The sequence below is a fragment of the Pseudomonas sp. RW409 genome (assembly GCF_003184125.1).
Taxonomy (GTDB): domain Bacteria; phylum Pseudomonadota; class Gammaproteobacteria; order Pseudomonadales; family Pseudomonadaceae; genus Aquipseudomonas; species Aquipseudomonas chlororaphis_I.
On the sequence record NZ_QHHP01000004.1, the window covers coordinates 788,008 to 809,115 of the forward strand.

The following is a 21,108-nucleotide window of genomic DNA, read 5'->3' on the forward strand; positions in this document are numbered from 1 at the left end:
GCTTACGAGAGGCTGGACAGGTAGTCTTCGAACCCAAATTCACGAACCACCTCGACACTACCGTCGAGTTGTTTCACTACGATGGACGGCATTTTCAGGCCGTTGAACCAGTTTTTCTTGACCATGGTGTAACCCGCCGCGTCAACGAACGACAGCCGATCGCCGATGGCCAGCGGACGATCGAATTGATACTCGCCGAAGATGTCTCCGGCCAGGCAAGACTTGCCGCACACCATGTAGGTGTGTTCGCCCGCGCTAGGCGCCAGCTTGGCGTTCAGGCGATAGATCAGCAGATCGAGCATGTGCGCTTCGATGGAGCTGTCGACCACTGCCAGGTGCTTGCCGTTGTAGAGGGTGTCGAGCACGGTGACTTCCAGCGAGGCGCTCTGGGTGATCGCCGCTTCGCCCGGCTCCAGGTAGACCTGCACGCCGTACTTCTCGGAGAACGCCTTGAGGCGCGCGCAGAACTCATCCAGGGCATAGCCTTCGCCGGTGAAGTGGATGCCGCCGCCGAGGCTGACCCATTCGACCTTGTGCAGCAGGTGGCCGAAGCGCTCCTCGATGGTGCCCAGCATCTGGTCGAACAGGCCGAAGTCGCTGTTCTCGCAGTTGTTGTGGAACATGAAGCCTGTGATCTGCTCGATCACGGCCTCGACCTTCACCGGGTCCCACTCGCCCAGGCGGCTGAACGGACGCGCCGGGTCGGCCAGCAGGTAATCGGAACTGCTCACCTGGGGGTTGACCCGCAGACCGCGGACCTTGCCTTCGGACGCCGCGGCGAAGCGCTGCAGCTGGCCGATGGAGTTGAAGATGATCTTGTCGCAGTTGTCGAGCATCTCTTCGATTTCGTCGTCGGCCCAGGCCACGCTGTAGGCGTGGGTCTCGCCGGCGAACTTCTGCCGGCCGAGCTTGAGCTCGTACAGCGACGACGAGGTGGTGCCGTCCATGTACTGCTGCATCAGGTCGAACACCGACCAGGTGGCGAAGCACTTGAGCGCCAGCAGGGCCTTGGCGCCGGACTGCTCGCGCACGTAAGCGATCTTCTCCATGTTGCCGAGCAGTTTCTGTTTGTCGATGAGGTAGTACGGCGTTTTGATCATTTCGAGGCCTCCGGCCAGGCCAGCCAAAAAAAGGATGCGCATTGTGCCTTCACTTGCCGCGTATCGAAAGGGCAGAAAGCACCGCTCGCCGGGTCAGTGCCTCGGCACCGCCCCCGGATCGGCTCTGTTGCAGGCAATGCTCCAGGACGCAAACCGCCTGGCAGCCCCTATCCTAGGGGCCTGCCATGACGTTCTGAAGTGTCGTGCCACGCCGGCTGGCACGCAGCGCCGTGTGCTCAATCATCCTCGTGCAATTTGATGCCCCTGGCGTGCAGCAGGTGGGGCACCACCAGCACCAGCAGGGTCAAGCCGAGGAAGGCCGCGGCTATGGGTTGGGTGACGAATATCGACCAGTCGCCCTGGCTGATGGACAAGGCGTTGCGCAGCTGTTTTTCCGCCATCGGCCCCAGCAGCATGCCGACGATCACCGGCGCGACGGGAAAATCGAAACGCCGCATCAGCACCCCGCCCCAGCCGATCGCCAGCATCAGCAACAGGTCGAAGGACGAATGGCGCATGCCGTACACGCCGATAGAAGCGAACACCAGGATCCCGGCATTGAGGTACGGCCGGGGGATCTGCAGCAGCTTCACCCAGAGCCCGACCAGGGGCAGGTTCAATATCAGCAGGATAACGTTACCGATATACAGCGAGGCCACCAGGGTCCAGACCAGGTCGCCGGAAGTCTGGAACAGCAGCGGCCCCGGCTGCAGGTTGTAGTTCTGGAACGCCGCCAGCAGGATCGCCGCGGTGGCGGAGGTCGGGATGCCGAGGGTCAGCAGCGGCACCAGGGAACCGGTGGCGCTGGCATTGTTGGCGGCTTCGGGGCCGGCCACCCCTTCGATGGCGCCCTGCCCCTTGCTGGCGGCAAAGTCTTGCGGGTGCTTGCTCAGCTTGCGTTCGGTGGAATAGGACAGGAAGGTCGGGATTTCCGCGCCACCGGCCGGGATCGAGCCGAACGGAAAGCCGATCAGGGTGCCCCGCAGCCAGGCGGGAATCGAGCGTTTCCAGTCGGCGCGGGTCATCCACAACGAGGTCAGGCGATGCCGGCCGGACGCTTCCGCCTTCTGATACAGCAGGCTGTACAAGGCCTCCCCCACGGCAAACAGGCCGACCGCCACCAGCACCACTTCGATGCCATCGACCAGCTCGGGAACGCCCAGGGTGTAGCGGGCAATGCCCGAGGTCGAGTCGAGGCCGATCAGGCCAATGCCCAGGCCAATCCCCAGCGAGGCGAAACCGCGCAGCATGGACGCACCGAGCACCGCCGACACCGTGGTGAAGGACAGCACCAGGATCGCGAAATACTCCGCGGGGCCGAACTTCAGCGCCAGCATGGCGACGATGGGGGCGAACAGGGTCAGCAGCACCGTGGCGATGGTGCCGGCGAAAAACGAGCCGATCGCCGCGGTGGCCAGGGCCGGACCGGCGCGGCCGTTACGGGCCATGAGATTGCCTTCCAGGGCGGTGACCATGGACGACGACTCGCCCGGGGTATTGAGCAGGATCGAGGTGGTCGAGCCACCGAACTGCGCGCCGTAATAGATGCCGGCGAACATGATCAGCGCGCCGGTGGGATCGACCTTGGCGGTGATCGGCAACAGCAGGGCCACCGTCAGCGCCGGGCCGATCCCCGGCAATACGCCAATCGCCGTGCCCAGCAGGCAGCCGATAAATCCCCAGAGCAGATTGATCGGCGCCAGCGCCGCGGAGAAACCTGTCGCCAGGTTCAAGAGAATGTCCACCGTGTGACCTCCTTCGGCCCGGATCAGATCCAGGCATTGACCAGGGGTGGCAGGGCCACGCCCAGCCCGGCACTGAACAGCCAGTAGATCGGCAGGGTCAGGGCGATGCCAATGGCCAGGTCGCGCAACGGACGCCGGCTACCGAAACCCCGCGCCGAGCAGGCAAACAGCAAGCCGGCGGCCAGGACGAAACCGATCAGGTTGATCAGTACGGCAATCGCCACCAGGCCCGCGGTGACCCAGGCCGCCCCGAGCCTGCCGCCGGGCTGGGCGCTGTCGTCGCTGTCGTCGCCGGATGCGGCCAGCTCGCGCAAACCACCGGTGCAGGCCTGGTAGCTCAACAGCAGGCCCACGGCCCCTAGAAAAGCACCGACGGCGCTGGGATAGACATGGGCACCGAGGATGACGAAGCCCATCTCGGGCGGAAAGCGCAAGGCGCCGATGACCAGCACCAGGCTGATGGCGATCAGCCCCAAGCCAATCGCCAACTGCGACAGCACGACCCTGCTACGCCCGGCCATCTCAAAGCAGCCCGACCTTGACCAGCATCGCCCGCAGGCGCTGGTGTTCCTCGTCGACGAATTTGCCGAACTCATCGCCGGTGAGGATGCTCGGCGACCAGGCGTTGGCTTTCACATTGTCCTGCCAGACCTTGCTGTTGGTGGCGGCCAGGACCGCGTCGGTGACTTGCTTGCGTTGCTCGGCCGTGAGGTTGGCCGCGCCATAGACACCGCGCCAGTTGCCGATGATCACGTCGTAGCCCTTCTCCTTGAGGGTCGGCGCATCGATGCCGGGAACGCGCTCCGGAGCGCCGATGGCGAGCAGGCGGAACTGCTTGGACTGCACGTACTTGGCCAGTTCGGCATAACCGCCGGTGATCACCGTGATGTGCCCGCCCAGGGTCGCGGCCACCACTTCGCCGCCGCCGGCATAGGCAACGTAGTTCACCTTGTTCACCGGCACCTCCATCTTGCTCGCCAGCTCGGCGATGCCGATATGGTCGATGGAACCCTTGGAGCCACCGCCCCACTTGATGCTGGCCGGGTTGGCCTTGAAGTCCTTGAGCAGCTCCTCGAGGGTCTTGTAGGGCGACTCGTCACGCACGGCGAGCACGTTGTATTCGGTGAACAACCGGGCAATCGGCGTCACGTCCTTGAGGCTGATCTGCGGCTTGTTCTGCTCCACCGCGGTGACCATGATCGCCCCCACCACCAGCAGCGCATTCGGGTCGCCCTTGGTGCTGTTGGCGAACTGCGCCAGGCCCAGGGTGCCGCCGGCTCCGCCCTTGTTCTCGAAGGTCACGGACTTGGCCGTGCCGGCCTCGAGCAAGGCCTTGCCCAAGACCCGCGCGGTCTGGTCATAACCGCCGCCCACGGAGCCCGGGGCCATGAACTTGACCGTATCCAGGGCGAACGCCGGGGTGGCGAGGGTGAGCGTGGCGAGGCTGGCGGCAATGGCCATGCCGCGGCTGAATCGACGCAGTGCTGTGAACATCAGGTTTCTCCCGAGACTATTGTTTTTGTTGATACCGGTTGAATGCGCCCAGGGCCGTTCGCCCTGTGTGGCCTGGGGTTAAGTGTAGACGGCCGGCGGTTGGCGACCGCCAGAGGAGAGAACCCCGGGTAAAGAATGCGACCAGGGCCTGACGCTCCCGCCAAGGGCGCGCCTGGGGAGTCTTGATTCGGGGTGGAAAGCAGTTGGCCGGGATAGAAGCCCGGCCGTGCTTATCAGCAAGAGAAGATCAGCGATTCAGCAAGAGAGGATTTGCGATCCTTGCCCATCACGAACGGGTCTTCACCGTGATGAACATATGCAGCCGATCGTGGATTTCCTGGAGGGTGTGGCGGAACGGTTCATGTCTGTCGCTGGTGACCGGGTCCTCGAAGTTCCAGACGATCACCTCGCCGGAGGACGGCATGCGCGCGGCCTCTTCCGAGGACTTGTCGCACAGGGTGATGACATAGTGGAACTGCTGCCCCGCGAACTCGTCGAGGGCCTTGCTGCGCAGCCCCGCGGTATCGATGCCGATATGTTCGAGAGACTCCAGGGTGCGCGGGTCGATCTCGCTGGCCACCAGGCCGGCGCTGAAGGCGTCGAAATCTTCGGCGTCGGCGTGGCGCAGCAGCGCTTCGGCCATCAGTGAACGGGCGTCGTTTCTGGCGCAAACGAACAGCACGCGGCGTTTGTCACTCATGGTTCATTCCCCTGTTTTCAGACTGCTGGGATAGTGCCGCGGGAAATCGCACTTTTTATGACAGCCTGTTTTTCGACGGCGGGATAGCGCGGCGACGGCGTGCACGCATTGCCCGTCGGCTGATTCCGGCGTGGCCGGTAAAGGATTGAAATAGAGCGACGGAACACCCTGGCGGGAACCGCTGGCCGGAGGAAGGCCAGCGGCTTGCAGATAACGATGGGTAATCAGTTGTTACATATCAGGCCATGCAGCACGCCAAAACGCAGCCCCGGCTCGGAAGGCGTCATATGGGTGACGCCAAACACCTTGAACGCCGCCAGCATCACCGCCAGGCCGCCGGGCAGGATGCTCAGGCGATGGGATTGCAGCCCGGCCAGCCGCAGGCGTTTGACATGCCCGGCTTGCAGCAGGCGCAGCGACAGGCGCAACAGCCCACCGTAGGTGATGCCGTCCTGGCCATCGTCGTTCAGGCCGTTGGCCTTGAGCACCTTGGCCAGGAACCGGGTGGTGCCCGAGGAGCCTATGGCCTGCTGCCAACCCAGCTGGCGATAACGCCGGGCGACTTTCTCGAACTTCAGGCTGGCCAGGCGCTCGGCTTCCTGCAGGGCGTGAGCCGAGACCGCGCCGCCCGGAAAGTAGCGCGCGCCAAAGGTCGCGCTGCCAATGGCGATGCTCTCGGTCAGCAAGGGCTGGGCGCCCTGCCCCAGGATCAACTCGGTGGAACCGCCGCCGATGTCCACCACCAGCCGCATGCTTTCGCTGCCCGGCACGGTATGGGCCACGCCGGCGTACACCAGCCGCGCCTCTTCATGCCCGGAGATGACATCGATGCGAAACCCCAGGTGACGCTCCGCGCTGGCCAGGAACAGCGGCGCATTGTCGGCTTCGCGCACGGCGCTGGTGGCCACCGCCCGCACCCGCCCGGCCTCGAAACCGCGCAGTTTCTTGCCGAAGCGCGCCAGCGCCTGCCAGCCCCGGTCCAGCGCCAGCGCGTCCAGCGCGCCCTCCTGAAAGCCCTCGGCCAGGCGCACCGGCTCCCGCAGGGTCTTCACTTCCTGGATCATGAACCCCTGGCTGCGCCTGACCGGCTGGCCGATCATCAGGCGAAACGCATTGGACCCAAGATCAATGGCCGCGAACAGAGAGGCGTCACCTTTCATGGAGGATTCCTGGCAGATTCATCGACCGGCAGGCCGCGGCCTGTCGAGAACTAAAGACGGTTTGCGGCGATCTTGCCATTCCTTCGATGACGCCAAGATGACAGCCACCCGCCTTGATACGCCCGGCCCCCCAGTTGGCGCTCACCCAGGCCTTGCCCTGCCGCAACCCGGTCACAAAAGGCTGTTCGGCGGCAAGGGGGCTGTCATCACTTGGTCATTTTTCGCAGTGATACTCGCGCTATCAACAACGCGTGCTCTCCTTTAACGCTGCCATCTTGGGCGGCTTTTTTTTGCCCGAAAATCCTGGCGACAATTACCCATCAATGGCTGCGACATCCGTCACCGCCACTCCTGCAACCGCGTCGGCACAAGGCTCGCCACGATCCTCCAGGCGGCTGCGAGCGAACAGGGCCGCTGAACGCAGGGCTTGCCTGGCCGAACGCAGGTAGAACGCCTGCAACTGGAATACATGCCACCTCGCCGCATGCACCTCCAGGCGACATGCCACGCCGCAGTGCAGCGCGCGCTCGGCCAGGCGTGTGGAGTCCGCCAGCAACAATTCCTGATCCCCCACCTGGATCAGCAGCGGCGGCAAGCCGCGCAAGTCGGCGGTCAATGGGTTGTGCAACGGGCTATTGGCAGGCGCTGCGTAGGCGCGCAGCCCTTGCTCGAGCCAATCACGGCGCAGCATGGGGTCGGCGTACTGGCGCGTAATGAGGGTCGGCCCGCTCAGCGTCGCATCCGTCACCGGGGACAACAGCAGCAAGCCCGCGGCAAAGGGCTCGCCCCGCTGTTGCAGGGTAAGCGCCAGGGCCAGGGCGAGAGAGCCACCCGCGGAGTCGCCGGCCAGCAGGATCTGCCGCGCCGAATAGCCTTGCGCCCGGATCGCCTGGTAACAGACCAACGCATCTTCCAGGGCCGCGGGAAACGGGTGTTCCGGCGCCAGCCGATAGTCCGGTACCCAGACAGCCATCCCCGCTTCCCGGGCCAGACGGCTGGTAACGCTACGGTGAGTGACAGGGCCGCCCAGGCAGAAGGCGCCGCCATGCAGATAGAGAATCACCCCACCCGCCTCGGTATGGTCCGGTGTCAGGATCCGCAGCGGTACGCCCGAGATGTGCACCTGTGCCTGGCGCACGCCCGCGCAGCCCGGCATCGACCACGACAGGCCGTTGACGATACGCCGCTGTGCGGCAAGGCTTCGCGGCGGACCGATCAGCGCCCGGAAGCTCACTCGCAAGAGTTGGCGCAACAAGCCAGCACTGAGGACTTCGAGACCATCGCGGGGCTCAGCGACCAGACGCCCGTAGACCTGGCCCGACTCGCTGACCAGCGCCCTGGAAAAACCATAGGCGCGCAATGCCGAATAACGGGTCAGCCAGCGATAGGACAAGGTGAAACCCGGCCAGTTGGTGCTGTTGTGGCCCGCTGCGTCGACATACCAGCTCTTGCAACCGCTCCACACGGATCCGGCCAGGCGGCGCTGTATCCGTTGATGAAAACGCTGCTCCGTCTGCTCGTCGACTTCGACGGTGGTGGCCGCAGCCTTGTGCATCGCGCGCCAGCAGCGCATGACATGGGATATCTGGCTTTCCAGCATGTAGACGATCGAGTTGTGCCCCAGGTTGGTATTGGGGCCATACAACATGAAGAAGTTGGGAAAGCCCGGCACCGCCAGCCCCAGATACGCCCGGGCGCCCTGCTCCCAGGCGTGCTGCAGCGCTACCCCGTCGCGCCCGACGATTGTCATCGGCGCAAGAAATTGCGTCGCCGCGAAACCCGTCCCGTAGATGATCGCATCGACCGGGTGGTGCTTGCCGTCCAGCGTCTCGATGCCCTGCTCGGTGATGCGCCCGATGCCCTCGGTGATCAACTGCACATTGGGCCTGGCCAGGGTCTTGAGGTAATCGCTGGACAGCAGGATGCGCTTGCAGCCGATAGGGTAGTCCGGGATCAGTTGCCGGCGCAGCTGCGGGTCGCCCACCGACTGGTTCAACAAGCGGCGGAACGGCAGGCCGACCGCCCACTTCATCAGCCCCTTGAGGCGGGTAAAACCCAGGGCCCTGGATTCGTAGCGCAGGTAGATGGCGGCGCGATGCAGCGCCATGCGCCAGGGCCTCCTGGCGAACAGCTGCTTTTCTTCGTCGCTGTAGGCGCGATCGGGCCGGGGCAGGATGTAGGCCGGCGAGCGCTGGAATACCTTGAGCTGCGCCACCGAGTCGGCGATGGCCGGCACGAACTGAATGGCCGAAGCGCCCGTCCCTATCACCGCCACCCGTTTCCCCGCCAACGAGTAGCCGTGATCCCAGTTTGCGGAGTGGAACACCTGCCCCTTGAACGCCTGCATGCCTTCGAACGTCGGCAGCGCCGGCTGGCTGAGCTGGCCAGTGGCGCTGATCAGCAAGGCGGCGCGATGCACCCGCCCACCGACTTCGGTGACGCACCACTGCGCGCTGGCCTCGTCGAATCGCGCTGCCTGTACTTCAGCGCCGAAGCGGATGTGCCGCGCCACCTCATACTTGCGCACGCAATGCTGCAGATAACCCTGTATTTCCGCTTGCGGGGCAAACATTCGCGTCCAGCCGGGGTTGGGTTCGAATGAAAACGAGTACAGGTGCGATGGCACATCGCAGGCCGCGCCCGGGTAACTGTTGTCCCGCCAGACGCCGCCGACATCCTGCTGTTTTTCCAGGATGATGAAGTCCGTGATGCCGGCCTTGCGCAGCGCGATGGCCATGCCGATGCCGGCAAAACCGCTGCCGATGATCACGGCGGTGAGTGGCGACGTCGATGGCAGGTCGGGTTCGAGTTGGGGCATGCAGCACCTCTTTTCTTGTTTTTTCATGGGCAGGCGCAGGTCTTCGCATGATGGGGTCCACGGCCTTCCCGGCAATCCCGATCAGCGTAGCCTGTGCGCCCATCATGCTTGCCCGGCCTCGCCAGTCCCATGACGTAAAGGGACAGATACTTTAGTATTCAGGCCAATTCTTTTCCCTGACCCGGGTAGCGAGCATGAACATGCTGGAGTTGTTGCGGGGACCGGCCAGTGCCCTGCTGATGGTGGATTTCGGTCGCGAAAGAGGGTTTTCGCCTGCGCAATTGCTGGCCGGTTCGGGCCTGTCGCTGACCCGGCTGGCAGATCCCAACTTCGAGCTGTCATGCACCCAGGAACTGCGCCTGATCAATAACCTGCTCAACCTGTCGGGGCACCCGCAGGGGCTGGGCTATCAAGTGGGCGCCCGCTATCACTTCTCGACCTACGGGCTGTTCGGTTATGGCCTGATCAGCAGCGCGACCGTGGGTGATGCCTTGCAGCTGGCCCTGCGGTTCTTGCCGCTGACCTACGCGATCACCCGGATCGCCTACCATGAGCAACCGTCGCTCGGCATCCTGACGTTCACCGAACCGGCGCTGGCGGATGATTCGCTCAGGGACTTCGTGATCGAGCGCGACATGGCCGCCGCCGCGGTGCTGCTCAAGGAAATAGCTGGCAGTGAGTTCTCGCTGGCGGGTTTTACCCTGAAGAAGAAACGCCCGGTCGATCAGTCGGCCGCCAGTGCCGGCAGTATTCTTGGCATGCGCCCCGACTACCTGGCCGACAGCAACAGCCTGGCCTTCGATCGTTCGCTGCTGAGCCGCCCGCTGCCCCAGGCAAACACCGTCACCGTCTCGATGTGCGAGCAGATGTGCGCGCAATTGATGGAGCGCCGGATCCCCCGCACGGGCACCGCCAACCTGGTCCGCCAGTACCTGAACATCACCCCCCTGGGCACACCGCCAGACCTGCCGAGCATGGCCAGCCTGATCAATCTCAGCGAGCGCACCCTGAAACGGCGCCTGCACGACGAAGGCACCAGTTACCGGCACCTGCTGGAGCAGTCACGCAGCGCCGCGGCCCTGGAGCTGCTCGGCGACCCGACGCTCAAGCTGACCGACATCGCCGAAAAACTGGGCTACAGCGACCTGTCGAGTTTCTCCCAGACCTTCAAGCGCTGGTACGGCGTGTCTCCCAGAACCTATCGCCACGCGTCCAAGGCCACTTAGGCGACAGGCCGGGCCAGCCCCCGCCGCCCTCGCCTACAACGTCAGGCTGCCCTCGATACAGGTCACCGCCGAACCGCCGATCCAGATTTCATCGCCGATCCGCTCGACCTGGATGCGCCCGGCTCGGCCCATGCTCAGGCCCTGGCTGACCACGTAGGACGCCGGCGCCAACCCCGCGCCCAGCAGCCATTGGGCAATGCCCGCGTTGAGGCTGCCGGTGGCCGGGTCTTCCGGCATGCCGTCGCCGGCGATAAAGGCGCGCACTTCGAACTGCGCCGCGTCGCCGTCGCGCTCGGGGTTCCAGGGTGCGATCACCCCCACCGCGAGGTCCTTGAGCTGGGAATAGTCAGGTTGCAGGTCGAGCACCTGGCCGCGTTCGGCGAGCAGCACCGCCAGCCAGCCGGCGCCGTTGTCCACCCATTGCGCGTCGACGATGGCGCCGGGCGCCAGCCTCAGGCCCTGGCGCACCTGCTCCAGCAACCCGGCCTCCACCGGGCCGGACTTGAGCAAGGGCGGTGCGAGAAACGCCAGTTCGGCGCCGTTGCGGCGAATGCGCACCAGGCCCACCGCGCACTCCTGGACGATCTCCTCGCCCTTGGGCACGCCGCCGGCCTCCAGCCAGGCATGGCAGCTGCCAAGGGTCGGATGGCCGGCGAACGGCAGCTCCTGCAGGGTGGTGAAAATCCGCAGGCGATAGTCGGCCCGCGGGTCCCGGGGTTCGAGGATAAAGGTGGTTTCGCTGAGGTTGGTCCAGTTGGCGAACGCCGCCATGCGCGCGTCGCTCAACGGGTCGGCGCCGAACACCACCGCCAGCGGGTTGCCCTTGAGCGGCTCGTCGCTGAAGACATCCACCTGCTTGAAATCGAATCGGCGCATTACGGGTCCTTGTCTGAATGAACGCGGTCAGGCCTGAAAGCGGCCTGACCTCAAGCATGGAAACCTGTAGCCGCTGCCGCAGGCTGCGATCGACGACGCAGTCGTCGTAGAACCTGACGACGCGCCCTGTCTGGCACAACGCATCAAGCCTTTTTGCGCCGACTGCGTCGTCGATCGCAGGCTTCGCCAGCGGCTACAGGGTTACGGGGTGTCAGACCGGCTTGGGAATTTCCAGGCCGCGGATCACCGCCGGGCGCGCGAGGAAACGCTCCAGCACGCGCTGCACGTTGGGGAAGTCCTTGAAGCCCACCAGGTCACCGGCTTCATAGAAGCCGATCAGGTTGCGCACCCAGGGAAAGGTGGCGATATCGGCGATGGTGTAGCGCTCGCCCATGATCCAGTCGCGACCTTGCAGGCGGCCTTCGAGCACGCTCAGCAGGCGGCGGGACTCGGCGACGTAACGGTCGCGCGGACGCTTGTCCTCGTAGTCCTTGCCGGCGAATTTGTTGAAGAAGCCCAGCTGGCCGAACATCGGGCCGATGCCGCCCATCTGGAACATCAGCCACTGGAGGGTCTCGTAGCGCGCGGCGGATTCCTGGGCCAGCAGTTGCCCGCTCTTGTCCGCGAGGTAGATCAGGATCGCCCCCGACTCGAACAGCGCCAGCGGCCGGTCATCCGGGCCATGGGGGTCGAGGATCGCCGGGATCTTGTTGTTCGGGTTCAGGGAAAGGAACTCGGGGGACAGCTGGTCATTGGTTTCGAAACTGACGCGGTGCGGCTCGTAGGGCAGCCCGATCTCTTCGAGCATGATCGAGACCTTGACGCCGTTGGGAGTCGGCAAGGAATACAGCTGAATCCAGTCGGCGTACTGCGCAGGCCATTTCTGGGTGATGGGGAATGCGGAGAGATCGGTCATGACAGGCTTCCAATGACAGTCAGATGAAAGGCCGTGGCCCCGGGCCGGGCGGCGACGGCGCTAGATTACAGGCATCGGTTCGCGGCGCGCATTCTTAAATTCGAAACATCCGGTGGTTAAGCTTCCCGGCAGCCAGACAGCGGTGCGGATAAAGTAACGGGCCCACGCTCGCAGTCCCCCGCCCGGATCGAACCAAAAGGCGTCCTGGGACTCAGAGCACTGCCCGCGGGCAGAAACACTCGTTCAACGACAGGGAAAACCACGCGAAGCCGGGAGCTCGCCGTGGAAAGGTTTGTCAGCCTTAACCGATTGCGCTGAAGTACCCACACTCGATGAAGAATCTGCTGAGTTTCACCCAACGCCTGCAACGCCGGTCCTACGTGTTTTTTCCGGCGCTGATGCTGACCAGTGCGCTGCTGCTGTCGCTGGAATCCAGTGAAAGTCGCGCCCAGCCGGTGGACGGCACCCAGACCCTGATCTTCCTGCGCCATGCGGAAAAACCCGCCGGCGGCCTCGGCCAGCTCAACTGCCAGGGCCTGAACCGCGCCATCGACCTGGCCTCCTTGCTGCCGGAAAAATTCGGCAAGGCCAACTACGTGTTCGCCGCCAACCCGACGCGCAATGTCGAGGAAGGCGAACTCGACAACTCCTACAGCTACATCCGCCCGCTGATGACCATCAGCCCCAGCGCCATCAAGCTCGGCCTGCCGGTGAACATCGAATTCTCGGCCAACGACACCAGCGCCCTGGCCGACGAGCTGCTGCATGACCGCTACCACAACTCGATCATCTACACCGCCTGGTCCCACGGCTACCTGCCGGAACTGATCAACAAGGTGGCGCGGGAAGCCGTCGGCGAAAAACGCACCATCACCGACGACTGGGCCTCCAACGATTTCGACTCGCTCTACGTGCTGACCCTGACCTGGCAAAACGGCAAGGCCACCCTCGACAGCCGCAGCTACAAGCAAGGCCTGGATAACGGCGAGGAAAACTGCCCGACCTGATGCACCGCCCTCAGCGCAGGGCGTCCAGCAGGCGGTACCAGGCGATCCCCGCCCCCAGGTACAGGCGCTGCAAGCCATGCAGCGGAATCGGCCGGATCGGCGTCACCGGAAACGGAAATTCACTGCTCGCCCCCGACAGCCGCGCCGCCAGGTGCTTGCCCAGGGCCGTGGACAAGGCGATACCGCGACCGTTGTAGCCGAGCAGGATCGACAACCCCGGCTGCGGCTCATGCAGCTGCGGCAGGAAACTCTGATTCAACGCCACCCGCCCACTCCAGCGATACTCGATGGGCGTGCCCGCCAACTGCGGAAACAAGCCCAGCAGCGAACGCTCCAGATGACGCCAGTCGCCGCTGTGGGTCGGTTCGGAAAACGGCCCGCGCCCTCCCAGCAACAGACGCCCCTGGGCATCCTGCTTGAAATACAGCAGCAGACGCCGGGCGTCGGAACACACCTCGCCGTTCGGCAAGATGCTCTGGCGCAGCTCGGCCGACAGCGGGCGGGTGGCGATGATGAAACTGTTGGCGGCAATCACCGTCTGCCGCAGCCGTGGCCACAGGTCGTCGGTGTAGCCATTGGTCGCCAGCACCACGCGCTGGGCCTGGACCCGATGGCCCTGGGCGGTGCGCAGTTGCCACTGCCCGCCTTCGCGTTGCAAAGCCTCGACCCGAGTCTGCCCGTGAATCCGCACGCCCTGCTGCTGCGCCACCCTGGCCAGGCCGCGCGCATAGTTCAGCGGGTGCAGGCTGCCGGCACGCGGATCGACCCAGCCGCCGAGGTAGTTCTGGCTGCCGATGCGCCGACCGACGGCGGCGCGGTCGAGCAACTCCACCGCCACCCCGCGCCGGCGCCACTGCTCGGCGCGCTGTTCGATGGCCTGCAGGGAACTGGCGGAAAACGCCGGCTGAATCCAGCCCTTGCGCGTCGCGTCGCAGGCGATGCGATGCTGCTCGATCAGGGCGAACACTTCATCGGCCGCGGAGCCGGCCGCCTCCAGCATGGCCTCGGCGCGGGCCGGGCCGAACCTGGCCAGCAGTTGATCCGGGTCGTACTTGAGCCCGGGAATCACCTGCCCGCCGTTGCGTCCGGAAGCGCCCCAGCCCGGTTCCCCGGCATCCAGTACACAGACGCTGACCCCGGCCTCGGCCAGGCGCAGCGCGGTCACCAGCCCGGTGTAACCGGCGCCGACTATGGCCACGTCGGCCCGCAGGTCTTCGGCCAGCGCCGGGGTCTCGACCGCCGCGGTCGCCGTGGCGGCCCACAAGGAAGGCGGCAGGCGCAAGGTTTCGGCGGCCTTCATGCCTGCACCTCCGCGCCCTGGTTAAGCAGGCGCTTGAGGAAGTCCTGGGTGCGCGGATGGCGCGGCGCGCTCAGCACCTGCTTCGCCGGCCCGGCCTCGACGATCTTGCCGCTGTGGAGGAAACACACCTTGTCCGCCACGTCCTGGGCAAAACCCATTTCATGGGTGACGACGATCATGGTCATGCCTTCGTCGGCGAGCTTGCGCATCACCGCCAGCACCTCGCCCACCAGCTCCGGGTCCAGCGCCGAGGTCGGCTCGTCGAACAGGATCGCCTGCGGGTCCATGGCCAGGGCCCGGGCGATCGCCACCCGCTGCTGCTGGCCGCCGGACAGCTCGTCCGGATAGGCGTGCATGCGATGGGCCAGGCCGACCTTTTCCAGCAGCGCCTCGGCCCGCTCCCGGGCCTGCTGCGGGTTCTGCTTCTTCACGTAGATCGGCCCTTCGGTGACGTTCTGCAACGCGGTGCGATGGGGGAACAGATTGAAGCGCTGGAACACCATGGCCACCTGGGTACGCAGTTGGTGAATGGTCTTGCCGTGGCGGTCGACCCGTTCGCCGCTGACCAGGATGTCGCCCTGCTCGTAGCTTTCCAGGCCGTTGATGCAGCGCAGCAGGGTCGACTTGCCGGAACCCGAGGGCCCGATCAGGCACACCACTTCCCCGCTCTGCACGCTCAGGTCGATGCCTTCGAGCACCGCCACGTTGCCGAAGCTCTTGTGTACGCCCTTGATCTCGATCATGACTTTCTCCGGGTGCTGAAGCGCGCCTCCAGGCGACGCAGGGCAAAGGACAACGGCAAGCTCAGGGCCAGGTAGAGCAAAGCCACCAGGGTGTAGACGGTCATGTTCTCGAAGGTCGAGGAAGCGATGAGCTGACCGGCGCGGGTCATCTCGGCCACGGTGATGGTGGACACCAGCGAGGAGTCCTTGAGCATCATCACCAGGGTGTTGCCGTAGGGCGGCAAGGCGATGCGAAAGGCCTGGGGCAGGACCACCCGGCGCATGATCATGCCGCCGCGCATGCCGATGGATTCGGCCGCCTCGATCTGCCCCTGGTGAATGGCCTGGATGCCGGCGCGGAAGTTCTCCGCCTGGTACGCCGAGTAGGCGATACCCAGGCCGATCACCCCGGCCTGCATGGCCGTGAGCTGGATGCCGAAATCCGGCAGCACGAAGTAGATGTAGAACAGCTGCACGATGATCGGCAGGCCGCGAATGACGTTGACCACGCCAATCGCGAACAGCGAGATCGAGCGCACCTTGGACACCATCATCAAGGCGAATACCAGGCCGATCAGCGAGCTGAGCACAAAGGAGCCGGCCGTGACCTGCAAGGTGACCACCGCCCCTTTCAGCAGAATGGGGAGGAAGTCCAGAGCGTTCTGGAGAAACATAGGAGGACCTGCGCAATCAGGAGTGAAGCGACCCCGCCGGGCGACCGGGCCGCAGGGTGGTCAGTTGAGCTTCCACTTCTCGATGATCCGCTCCAGGGAACCGTCGGCCTTGATCGCCGCGATGCCGCGGTTGACCTCGTCCAGGGTCTGCGCATCGCCCTTGCGCACGATCAGGCAGACATCGCCCATCACCACCGGCTGGTAGCTTTTCACCAGTTGCACCTTGTTCTGGGTGCCCTGGGCCAGTTGGTAGGCGACGATCGGCCGGTCGGCGAAACCGGCCTTGATCCGTCCCAGTGCCAGGTCGCGCAGCAGGTCGGGGATCGAGTCGTAGCCGCGCACTTCCTTGAAGATCCCGCGCTTGTTCAACTCATCGATGAACACCGTGCCGACCTGGGCGCCAACCACCTGGTCCTTGAAGTCTTCCATGCGGGTGTAGGCGGTGTTGTCGTCGGCGCGCACGATCAGCCCCTCGCCGTAGCTGAACACCGGGTTGGAGTACTGCACCACCTTTTCCCGCGCCGGGGTGCGCAGCATGGCGGCGGAGATGATGTCGATCTTGTTCGAGGTCAGCGAGGGGATCAGCGCGGCGAAGGTGGTCTGCTGGATGTCCACCTCGAAGCCGCCGGCCTGGCCCACCGCCCGGGCGGCGTCGATCATCATGCCTTCGATGCTCTGGCTCTTGACGTCGAGAAAGGTGAAGGGAATGCCGGTGGCGGTGGCGCCGACCTTGTACACCGGCGCGGCGCCGGCACTGGCGGAACCGACGAGGCCGGCGCTGAGTGCGCAGCACAATGCAAGGACACGAAAACGCTTTTGCATGGCGAATCTCCCATTGGACGATTTTATTGTTTGAAGTCCGTGATGGTTGGCCTCTGGGGGTGGCAGGAGGCATGGACCGACTATAAACAATTTACAAAAATCGTAAAGAGATTTATAAATATCGAATATCGATATTTAAAACACAAAAAATCCAAAGGAACCGCCATGAGCGACACCCCCAATAGCCTGTTCAATCAGTCGCTGGAAAAAGGCCTGGCGGTCCTGCGCGCCTTCAACGCCGCCCAACGGACCATGAACCTGGCGGAAATCGCCGAGGCCGCCGAGATCAACAAAAGCTCGGCGCAACGCATGATCCACACCCTGGAGCAGCTCGGTTACGTGCGTAAGCACCCGCAGACCAAACGCTTCCAGCTGACCCCGCGGGTGATGGAGATCGGCTACAACTACCTGGCCGCCGACACCCTGGTGGACGTGGCCAACCCGTTCCTCGCCGAGCTGGCCCAGGTCACCGGCGAAACCACCAACCTCACCGAGCCCGACGGCCTGGACATGGTCTACGTCGCGCGCTTCGTGGCGCCCAAGTTCATCCCGATCCACATGCCCATCGGCAGCCGCATTCCGATGTACTGCACCGGCTCCGGCCGCGCCTACCTCAGCGCCCTGCCCGACCAGGAAGCCCTGGCGATGCTCCAGGCCAGCGACCGCCAGGCCCATACCCGCCACACCCTGACCGGGATCGACGCGATCCATGGAGAAATCGTCGCCACCCGCCAGCGCGGTTACGCCCTCAACCAGGAAGAACTGTTTCTCGGCGACATGAGCATCGCCGCGCCGATTATCGGCAGCCAGGGCCTGCCGGTGGCCGCCGTGCACGTGGTGATCCCCAGCAGCCGCTGGACCCTGGAAGAAGCCGAACGCAAGCTGGCGCCCTCGGTGATCGAGTGCGCGCGGGCGATTCGCACCTCGATTCGTACCCTCTGAGTGGCCATGAGCCTTTTGTAGGCGCCGGTGCGGATTCCAGGATTTGGCCCGGCACTCCGTGTTGCGAGGCTTTACGGCCGCTGTGCGATCGATCGCAGCCTGCGGCAGCGGCTACAGAGGCGCGCAGGTGCGCGAGTAGGCTAAGATTCGCGGCCTAACGTCACTGCCCGGAATCATTGTTCATGTCCAGCCTTGCTCCTGCCAGCCCCGTCCGGGGCTGGTCGTTCTGGTGGAAACCCGCCCTGTTCGTCCTGGTGGCGTGCGTCGGCCTCTACTTCGTCAAGTGGTCGCCCTACTACGCCAAGGCCTTTATCGCCGCAGACAGCCACAGCATCGGCGCCTCGATCATCAACGATCAGCCCTCCTCGCCTTTGAGCGCCGCCCTGGCCTATGCCCAGGTGTATTTCCTGGCGATCTGGAAAGCCGCGGTGCTGGCGGTGATCCTCGGCTCGCTGCTGCAAGTGCTGATCCCGCGGGACTGGTTGCTGCGCCTGTTCGGCCGCGCCGGTTTCGGCTCGACCCTGCGCGGCGGGCTGTTCGCCCTGCCGGGCATGATGTGTTCCTGCTGCGCCGCGCCCGTGGCGGCGAGCATGCGTCGGCAGAATGTCTCGGTCGGTGCGGCGCTGGCCTTCTGGATCGCCAACCCGGTGCTCAACCCGGCGACCCTGGTGTTCATGGGTTTTGTCCTTGGCTGGGGCTTTACCGCGCTGCGGCTGGTGGCGGGCATCGTGCTGGTGCTGGGGGTGTCGCTGGTGGCCCAGCGCATCGCCCGTCCCGAGCAATTGCCGGAGGCGGCGGTGGAAGCCGTGGTCGAGGCCAGCGCGGCTAACGACGGCGCCTTCTTCAGCCGCTGGGCGCGCAGCCTGTGGCAGCTGTTCTGGAGCACCATTCCGATCTATGTGCTGGCGGTGCTGGTGCTGGGCGCGGCGCGGGTCTGGCTGTTCCCCCACGTCGAGGGCGCGATTGGCGACAGCCTGCTGTGGCTGGTGCCGCTGGCGATTGTCGGCACGCTGTTCGTGATTCCCACCGCCGCGGAAATCCCTATCGTGCAGACCATGATGACCCTGGGCATGGGCACCGGCCCGGCGGTGGCCTTGCTGATGACCCTGCCGAGCATCAGCCTGCCGTCGCTGCTGATGCTGCGCAAGGATTTCGACGCGCGGGTGCTGGTGACCGTGGCCGGCCTGACCATGCTGATTGGCGTGGTGTGCGGGTTGATTGGCGCGGCGTTGTTGTAACCAGAAGTTCGATGGCGTCTGCATGGACGTCATCGCGGGCAAGCCTCGCTCCTACATGGACGGCGCGGAACCCTGTAGGAGCGAGCTTGCTCGCGATGGGGCCAAAGGCCCCGCCCTTCTACCGACTCAACCCTGCTGGCGAGCCCGTTCGCGCAAATACTCCAGCACCGCCGCCTGCTCGCCGACGAACTCGATGCGCGCGCCCTTGCTTTCGCGCTGGAAGGCATACATCGGGTCGTAATATTCCTTGAGCAACCCTTCGATCCAGGCCCGGTGCAGGTCCACGCTGCCGCTGCGGGCCTGCTCGGCCAGGGCGGCCTCCAGCAGCTGGTACAGGCGCTGGTGGCGCTCGCCACCCAGGCGTTTGCGGATGTTGTTCAGGCTTTCCAGCAGGCGCTCGGAAAACCGTGCGAAGCCGTCCTCGCCATGCACCGCGACGAACTCCGCGCACAGGTCGATCACGTAGTCGCGCAGGATCCGCTCGATCCGCCCCTCCAGGCCGTCCTCCAGCCAGACCATGGGAAAACTTTGCATGCCCTGGTACAGCGGCAACGGCAAGGCGCAGCTGCCGATCATGCGGTTCTCGTCTTCCAGCACGAACCCGGCGATGCCGCGCTCGCGCTTTTTCAGGATGTCCACCGCCAGGCGGTTCTCGAAGTCGATGTTCGACGGCTGGCCGCTGGCGCGCTTGCCGAAACTGGAGCCGCGATGGTTGGCGTGGCCTTCCAGGTCCAGGCCGTTGGCCAACTGATGGAGCACCTCGGTCTTGCCGATGCCGGTCATGCCGCCGAGCAGGACAAAATCACACTCGGCCACCGCGCCCTCGAGGGTGTCGAGCAGGAAGGTACGCATGGCCTTGTAGCCGCCGCCGACCCGCGGGTAGTCGATACCGGCCTCGTCCTTGAGCCACTGCTGGACGATCTGCGAACGCAGGCCGCCGCGAAAGCAGTACAGGTAACCATCGGGATGGGCCCGGGCGAAGTCGGCCCAGGCCTGGATGCGTTCGGCCTTGATCGCCCCGGACACCAGTTGATGGCCGAGGACGATCGCCGCCTGCTGGCCCTGCTGCTTGTAGCAGGTACCGACCCGCTGCCGTTCGTGGTCGGTCATCAGCGGCAGGTTGACCACGCCGGGAAAGGCGCCCTTGGCGAACTCGATCGGCGCCCGGGTATCCATCATCGGCCGGTCGTTGAGGAAGATTTCGCGGTAGTCGGTGATATCGATGGGCATCAGATCACCTCGACCGCGTTGCTCTGTCGTTCCACCAGCTCACCGATCGGCGCCAGCTCCAGGCCCAGTTCGGCGGCCAGCGCGAGGAAGGCCGCATTGCCCTCGGGAGTGACAGCGATCAACAGCCCGCCGCTGGTCTGCGGGTCGCACAGCACCAGCTTGTGCAGGGCCTGGATACGCCCGAGCTTGTTGGCGTAGCTGTCGAAATTGCGTTGGGTGCCGCCTGGCACGCAGCCCTGGTCCAGGTAGTACTCGACCCCAGGCAGGCGCGGCACGCGGTCGTAGTGAATGCGCGCGGTCAGGTTGCTGCCGTCGGCCATTTCCACCAGGTGCCCGAGCAGGCCGAAACCGGTGACGTCGGTCATCGCGGTCACGCCGTCGAGCTTGCCGAAACGGCTGCCGGGCTTGTTCAGGGTGCACATCCAGTCACGGGCCAGGCCGACGTCGGCGCTGCGCAGCTTGCCCTTCTTCTCGGCCGTGGTCAGCACGCCGATGCCCAGGGGTTTGGTCAGGTACAGCAGGCAACCGGCGGTGGCGGTGTCGTTGCGCTTCATGTGGCGCTTTTCCACCAGGCCGGTGACGGCCAGGCCGAAGATCGGTTCCGGCGCGTCGATCGAATGGCCACCGGCCAGGGGAATGCCGGCCGCGTCGCACACCGCGCGGCCGCCACGAATCACCTCGCGGGCGACTTCCGGCGCCAGCACATTCACCGGCCAGCCGAGGATGGCGATGGCCATCAACGGATCGCCACCCATGGCGTAGATGTCGCTGATGGCATTGGTGGCGGCGATGCGGCCGAAGTCGAACGGGTCGTCGACGATCGGCATGAAAAAGTCGGTGGTCGAGACCACGCCGCGCTCTTCATCGATGGCGTACACCGCCGCGTCGTCGCGCGAAGCATTGCCGACCCAGAGTTTCGGGTCGAGGTTCTGCGCGCCGCTGCCGGCCAGAATCACCTCCAGGACCTGGGGAGAAATCTTGCAACCGCAACCCGCGCCGTGGCTGTACTGGGTCAGGCGAATCGGCTCGCTCATGGGGCACCTCTGAAAGTCATGGAGCGGCGATTCTAGCAGAGCCTTCAGCGCTGAGCCCTCGGCGCTAATAGAGAGCCCTGCGCGCTGAGCGTGTCCTGAGCCAT

The 21,108-nt window shown here is 65.0% G+C and carries 19 protein-coding genes; 4 read left to right on the plus strand and 15 right to left on the minus strand.

From position 1 onward, the window contains the following. Window positions 1–2: 2 nt before the first annotated feature. The 7 genes from nspC to DK261_RS06185 all read right to left on the minus strand — a co-directional run bounded on the left by nspC (window position 3) and on the right by DK261_RS06185 (window position 9,017). The gene (gene nspC, locus DK261_RS06155; RefSeq protein ID WP_009048233.1) at window positions 3–1,100 is read right to left on the minus strand and encodes a carboxynorspermidine decarboxylase; all 1,098 of its coding nucleotides are present in this window, start codon (window positions 1,098–1,100) and stop codon (window positions 3–5) included. 236 nt (window positions 1,101–1,336) lie between these two features. After that, window positions 1,337–2,845: a tripartite tricarboxylate transporter permease gene (locus tag DK261_RS06160; RefSeq protein WP_038631419.1), complete on the minus strand. Its 1,509-nt coding sequence runs from the start codon at window positions 2,843–2,845 to the stop codon at window positions 1,337–1,339. Window positions 2,846–2,868: 23 nt separating this feature from the next. After that, the gene (locus DK261_RS06165; RefSeq protein ID WP_038631417.1) at window positions 2,869–3,366 is read right to left on the minus strand and encodes a tripartite tricarboxylate transporter TctB family protein; all 498 of its coding nucleotides are present in this window, start codon (window positions 3,364–3,366) and stop codon (window positions 2,869–2,871) included. Between the two features lies 1 nt (window position 3,367). Continuing rightward, entirely contained in the window at window positions 3,368–4,339 is a 972-nt protein-coding gene (locus DK261_RS06170) for a tripartite tricarboxylate transporter substrate binding protein (protein ID WP_110175410.1), read from the minus strand. Window positions 4,340–4,625: 286 nt separating this feature from the next. Beyond that, window positions 4,626–5,039 (minus strand): arsenate reductase ArsC, encoded by a 414-nt coding sequence (locus DK261_RS06175; RefSeq protein WP_038631413.1) that lies wholly within the window; start codon window positions 5,037–5,039, stop codon window positions 4,626–4,628. Window positions 5,040–5,263: 224 nt separating this feature from the next. Next, window positions 5,264–6,199, minus strand: coding sequence for a Ppx/GppA family phosphatase (locus DK261_RS06180; protein WP_038631411.1), 936 nt, complete (start codon window positions 6,197–6,199; stop codon window positions 5,264–5,266). 313 nt (window positions 6,200–6,512) lie between these two features. Next, window positions 6,513–9,017: an alpha/beta hydrolase fold domain-containing protein gene (locus DK261_RS06185; RefSeq protein WP_038631409.1), complete on the minus strand. Its 2,505-nt coding sequence runs from the start codon at window positions 9,015–9,017 to the stop codon at window positions 6,513–6,515. A gap of 200 nt (window positions 9,018–9,217) precedes the next feature. On the opposite strand from DK261_RS06185, the gene DK261_RS06190 reads away from it, so the two are divergent. Beyond that, the gene (locus tag DK261_RS06190; protein WP_223815568.1) at window positions 9,218–10,243 is read left to right on the plus strand and encodes an AraC family transcriptional regulator; all 1,026 of its coding nucleotides are present in this window, start codon (window positions 9,218–9,220) and stop codon (window positions 10,241–10,243) included. 33 nt (window positions 10,244–10,276) lie between these two features. Here the strand turns inward: DK261_RS06190 and DK261_RS06195 are convergent, their stop codons facing one another. Together DK261_RS06195 and DK261_RS06200 are read right to left on the minus strand one after the other, a co-directional pair. After that, window positions 10,277–11,119, minus strand: coding sequence for a PhzF family phenazine biosynthesis protein (locus DK261_RS06195; protein ID WP_103331661.1), 843 nt, complete (start codon window positions 11,117–11,119; stop codon window positions 10,277–10,279). Between the two features lie 211 nt (window positions 11,120–11,330). Continuing rightward, a complete protein-coding gene (locus tag DK261_RS06200) occupies window positions 11,331–12,035 on the minus strand; it encodes a glutathione S-transferase family protein (protein WP_053268653.1) in 705 nt (234 codons plus the stop codon). A 332-nt stretch (window positions 12,036–12,367) separates the two neighbouring features. Between DK261_RS06200 and DK261_RS06205 the strand changes: the two genes are divergently transcribed. Further along, the gene (locus DK261_RS06205; protein WP_009048222.1) at window positions 12,368–13,042 is read left to right on the plus strand and encodes a hypothetical protein; all 675 of its coding nucleotides are present in this window, start codon (window positions 12,368–12,370) and stop codon (window positions 13,040–13,042) included. Window positions 13,043–13,052: 10 nt separating this feature from the next. Here the strand turns inward: DK261_RS06205 and DK261_RS06210 are convergent, their stop codons facing one another. The 4 genes from DK261_RS06210 to DK261_RS06225 are packed head-to-tail and all read right to left on the minus strand — an operon-like array spanning window position 13,053 to window position 16,560. Beyond that, window positions 13,053–14,342, minus strand: coding sequence for an FAD-binding oxidoreductase (locus tag DK261_RS06210; RefSeq protein WP_028682935.1), 1,290 nt, complete (start codon window positions 14,340–14,342; stop codon window positions 13,053–13,055). Next, window positions 14,339–15,085: an amino acid ABC transporter ATP-binding protein gene (locus DK261_RS06215; RefSeq protein ID WP_009048220.1), complete on the minus strand. Its 747-nt coding sequence runs from the start codon at window positions 15,083–15,085 to the stop codon at window positions 14,339–14,341. Before DK261_RS06215 ends, DK261_RS06210 begins: the two co-directional genes overlap by 4 nt. Further along, window positions 15,082–15,738, minus strand: a complete 657-nt coding sequence (locus tag DK261_RS06220) for an amino acid ABC transporter permease (RefSeq protein WP_009043142.1) — start codon at window positions 15,736–15,738, stop codon at window positions 15,082–15,084. The genes DK261_RS06215 and DK261_RS06220 overlap by 4 nt, the downstream gene beginning before the upstream one ends. 60 nt (window positions 15,739–15,798) lie before the next feature. After that, window positions 15,799–16,560, minus strand: coding sequence for an ABC transporter substrate-binding protein (locus DK261_RS06225; RefSeq protein ID WP_009048218.1), 762 nt, complete (start codon window positions 16,558–16,560; stop codon window positions 15,799–15,801). A 165-nt stretch (window positions 16,561–16,725) separates the two neighbouring features. Here DK261_RS06225 and DK261_RS06230 point away from each other — a divergent pair, with 165 nt between their 5' ends. Together DK261_RS06230 and DK261_RS06235 are read left to right on the plus strand one after the other, a co-directional pair. After that, the gene (locus DK261_RS06230; RefSeq protein WP_009043140.1) at window positions 16,726–17,502 is read left to right on the plus strand and encodes an IclR family transcriptional regulator; all 777 of its coding nucleotides are present in this window, start codon (window positions 16,726–16,728) and stop codon (window positions 17,500–17,502) included. A 182-nt stretch (window positions 17,503–17,684) separates the two neighbouring features. Further along, window positions 17,685–18,740 carry a permease gene (locus tag DK261_RS06235; RefSeq protein ID WP_009048217.1) on the plus strand — a complete coding sequence of 352 codons (1,056 nt, stop codon included), beginning with the start codon at window positions 17,685–17,687 and terminating at the stop codon, window positions 18,738–18,740. 126 nt (window positions 18,741–18,866) lie between these two features. On the opposite strand, the gene mnmH is transcribed toward DK261_RS06235, so the two are convergent. Beyond that, complete coding sequence (gene mnmH, locus DK261_RS06240) at window positions 18,867–19,970, minus strand: tRNA 2-selenouridine(34) synthase MnmH (RefSeq protein ID WP_009048216.1); 1,104 nt, start codon at window positions 19,968–19,970, stop codon at window positions 18,867–18,869. Then, window positions 19,970–21,004, minus strand: coding sequence for a selenide, water dikinase SelD (gene selD / locus DK261_RS06245; protein ID WP_038631406.1), 1,035 nt, complete (start codon window positions 21,002–21,004; stop codon window positions 19,970–19,972). The genes mnmH and selD overlap by 1 nt, the downstream gene beginning before the upstream one ends. Window positions 21,005–21,108: the final 104 nt, after the last annotated feature.

Bases quoted from the DNA above. Each gene is read 5' to 3' on its own strand.
- DK261_RS06225 (WP_009048218.1), bottom strand. From the start codon at position 16,560: ATGCAAAAGCGTTTTCGTGTCCTTGCATTGTGCTGCGCACTCAGCGCC.
- DK261_RS06190 (WP_223815568.1), top strand. From the start codon at position 9,218: ATGCTGGAGTTGTTGCGGGGACCGGCCAGTGCCCTGCTGATGGTGGAT.
- DK261_RS06220 (WP_009043142.1), bottom strand. From the start codon at position 15,738: ATGTTTCTCCAGAACGCTCTGGACTTCCTCCCCATTCTGCTGAAAGGG.
- DK261_RS06200 (WP_053268653.1), bottom strand. From the start codon at position 12,035: ATGACCGATCTCTCCGCATTCCCCATCACCCAGAAATGGCCTGCGCAG.
- DK261_RS06210 (WP_028682935.1), bottom strand. From the start codon at position 14,342: ATGAAGGCCGCCGAAACCTTGCGCCTGCCGCCTTCCTTGTGGGCCGCC.
- DK261_RS06180 (WP_038631411.1), bottom strand. From the start codon at position 6,199: ATGAAAGGTGACGCCTCTCTGTTCGCGGCCATTGATCTTGGGTCCAAT.
- DK261_RS06230 (WP_009043140.1), top strand. From the start codon at position 16,726: ATGAGCGACACCCCCAATAGCCTGTTCAATCAGTCGCTGGAAAAAGGC.
- mnmH (WP_009048216.1), bottom strand. From the start codon at position 19,970: ATGCCCATCGATATCACCGACTACCGCGAAATCTTCCTCAACGACCGG.
- DK261_RS06195 (WP_103331661.1), bottom strand. From the start codon at position 11,119: ATGCGCCGATTCGATTTCAAGCAGGTGGATGTCTTCAGCGACGAGCCG.
- DK261_RS06215 (WP_009048220.1), bottom strand. From the start codon at position 15,085: ATGATCGAGATCAAGGGCGTACACAAGAGCTTCGGCAACGTGGCGGTG.
- DK261_RS06185 (WP_038631409.1), bottom strand. From the start codon at position 9,017: ATGCCCCAACTCGAACCCGACCTGCCATCGACGTCGCCACTCACCGCC.
- nspC (WP_009048233.1), bottom strand. From the start codon at position 1,100: ATGATCAAAACGCCGTACTACCTCATCGACAAACAGAAACTGCTCGGC.
- DK261_RS06170 (WP_110175410.1), bottom strand. From the start codon at position 4,339: ATGTTCACAGCACTGCGTCGATTCAGCCGCGGCATGGCCATTGCCGCC.
- selD (WP_038631406.1), bottom strand. From the start codon at position 21,004: ATGAGCGAGCCGATTCGCCTGACCCAGTACAGCCACGGCGCGGGTTGC.
- DK261_RS06165 (WP_038631417.1), bottom strand. From the start codon at position 3,366: ATGGCCGGGCGTAGCAGGGTCGTGCTGTCGCAGTTGGCGATTGGCTTG.
- DK261_RS06205 (WP_009048222.1), top strand. From the start codon at position 12,368: ATGAAGAATCTGCTGAGTTTCACCCAACGCCTGCAACGCCGGTCCTAC.
- DK261_RS06175 (WP_038631413.1), bottom strand. From the start codon at position 5,039: ATGAGTGACAAACGCCGCGTGCTGTTCGTTTGCGCCAGAAACGACGCC.
- DK261_RS06235 (WP_009048217.1), top strand. From the start codon at position 17,685: ATGTCCAGCCTTGCTCCTGCCAGCCCCGTCCGGGGCTGGTCGTTCTGG.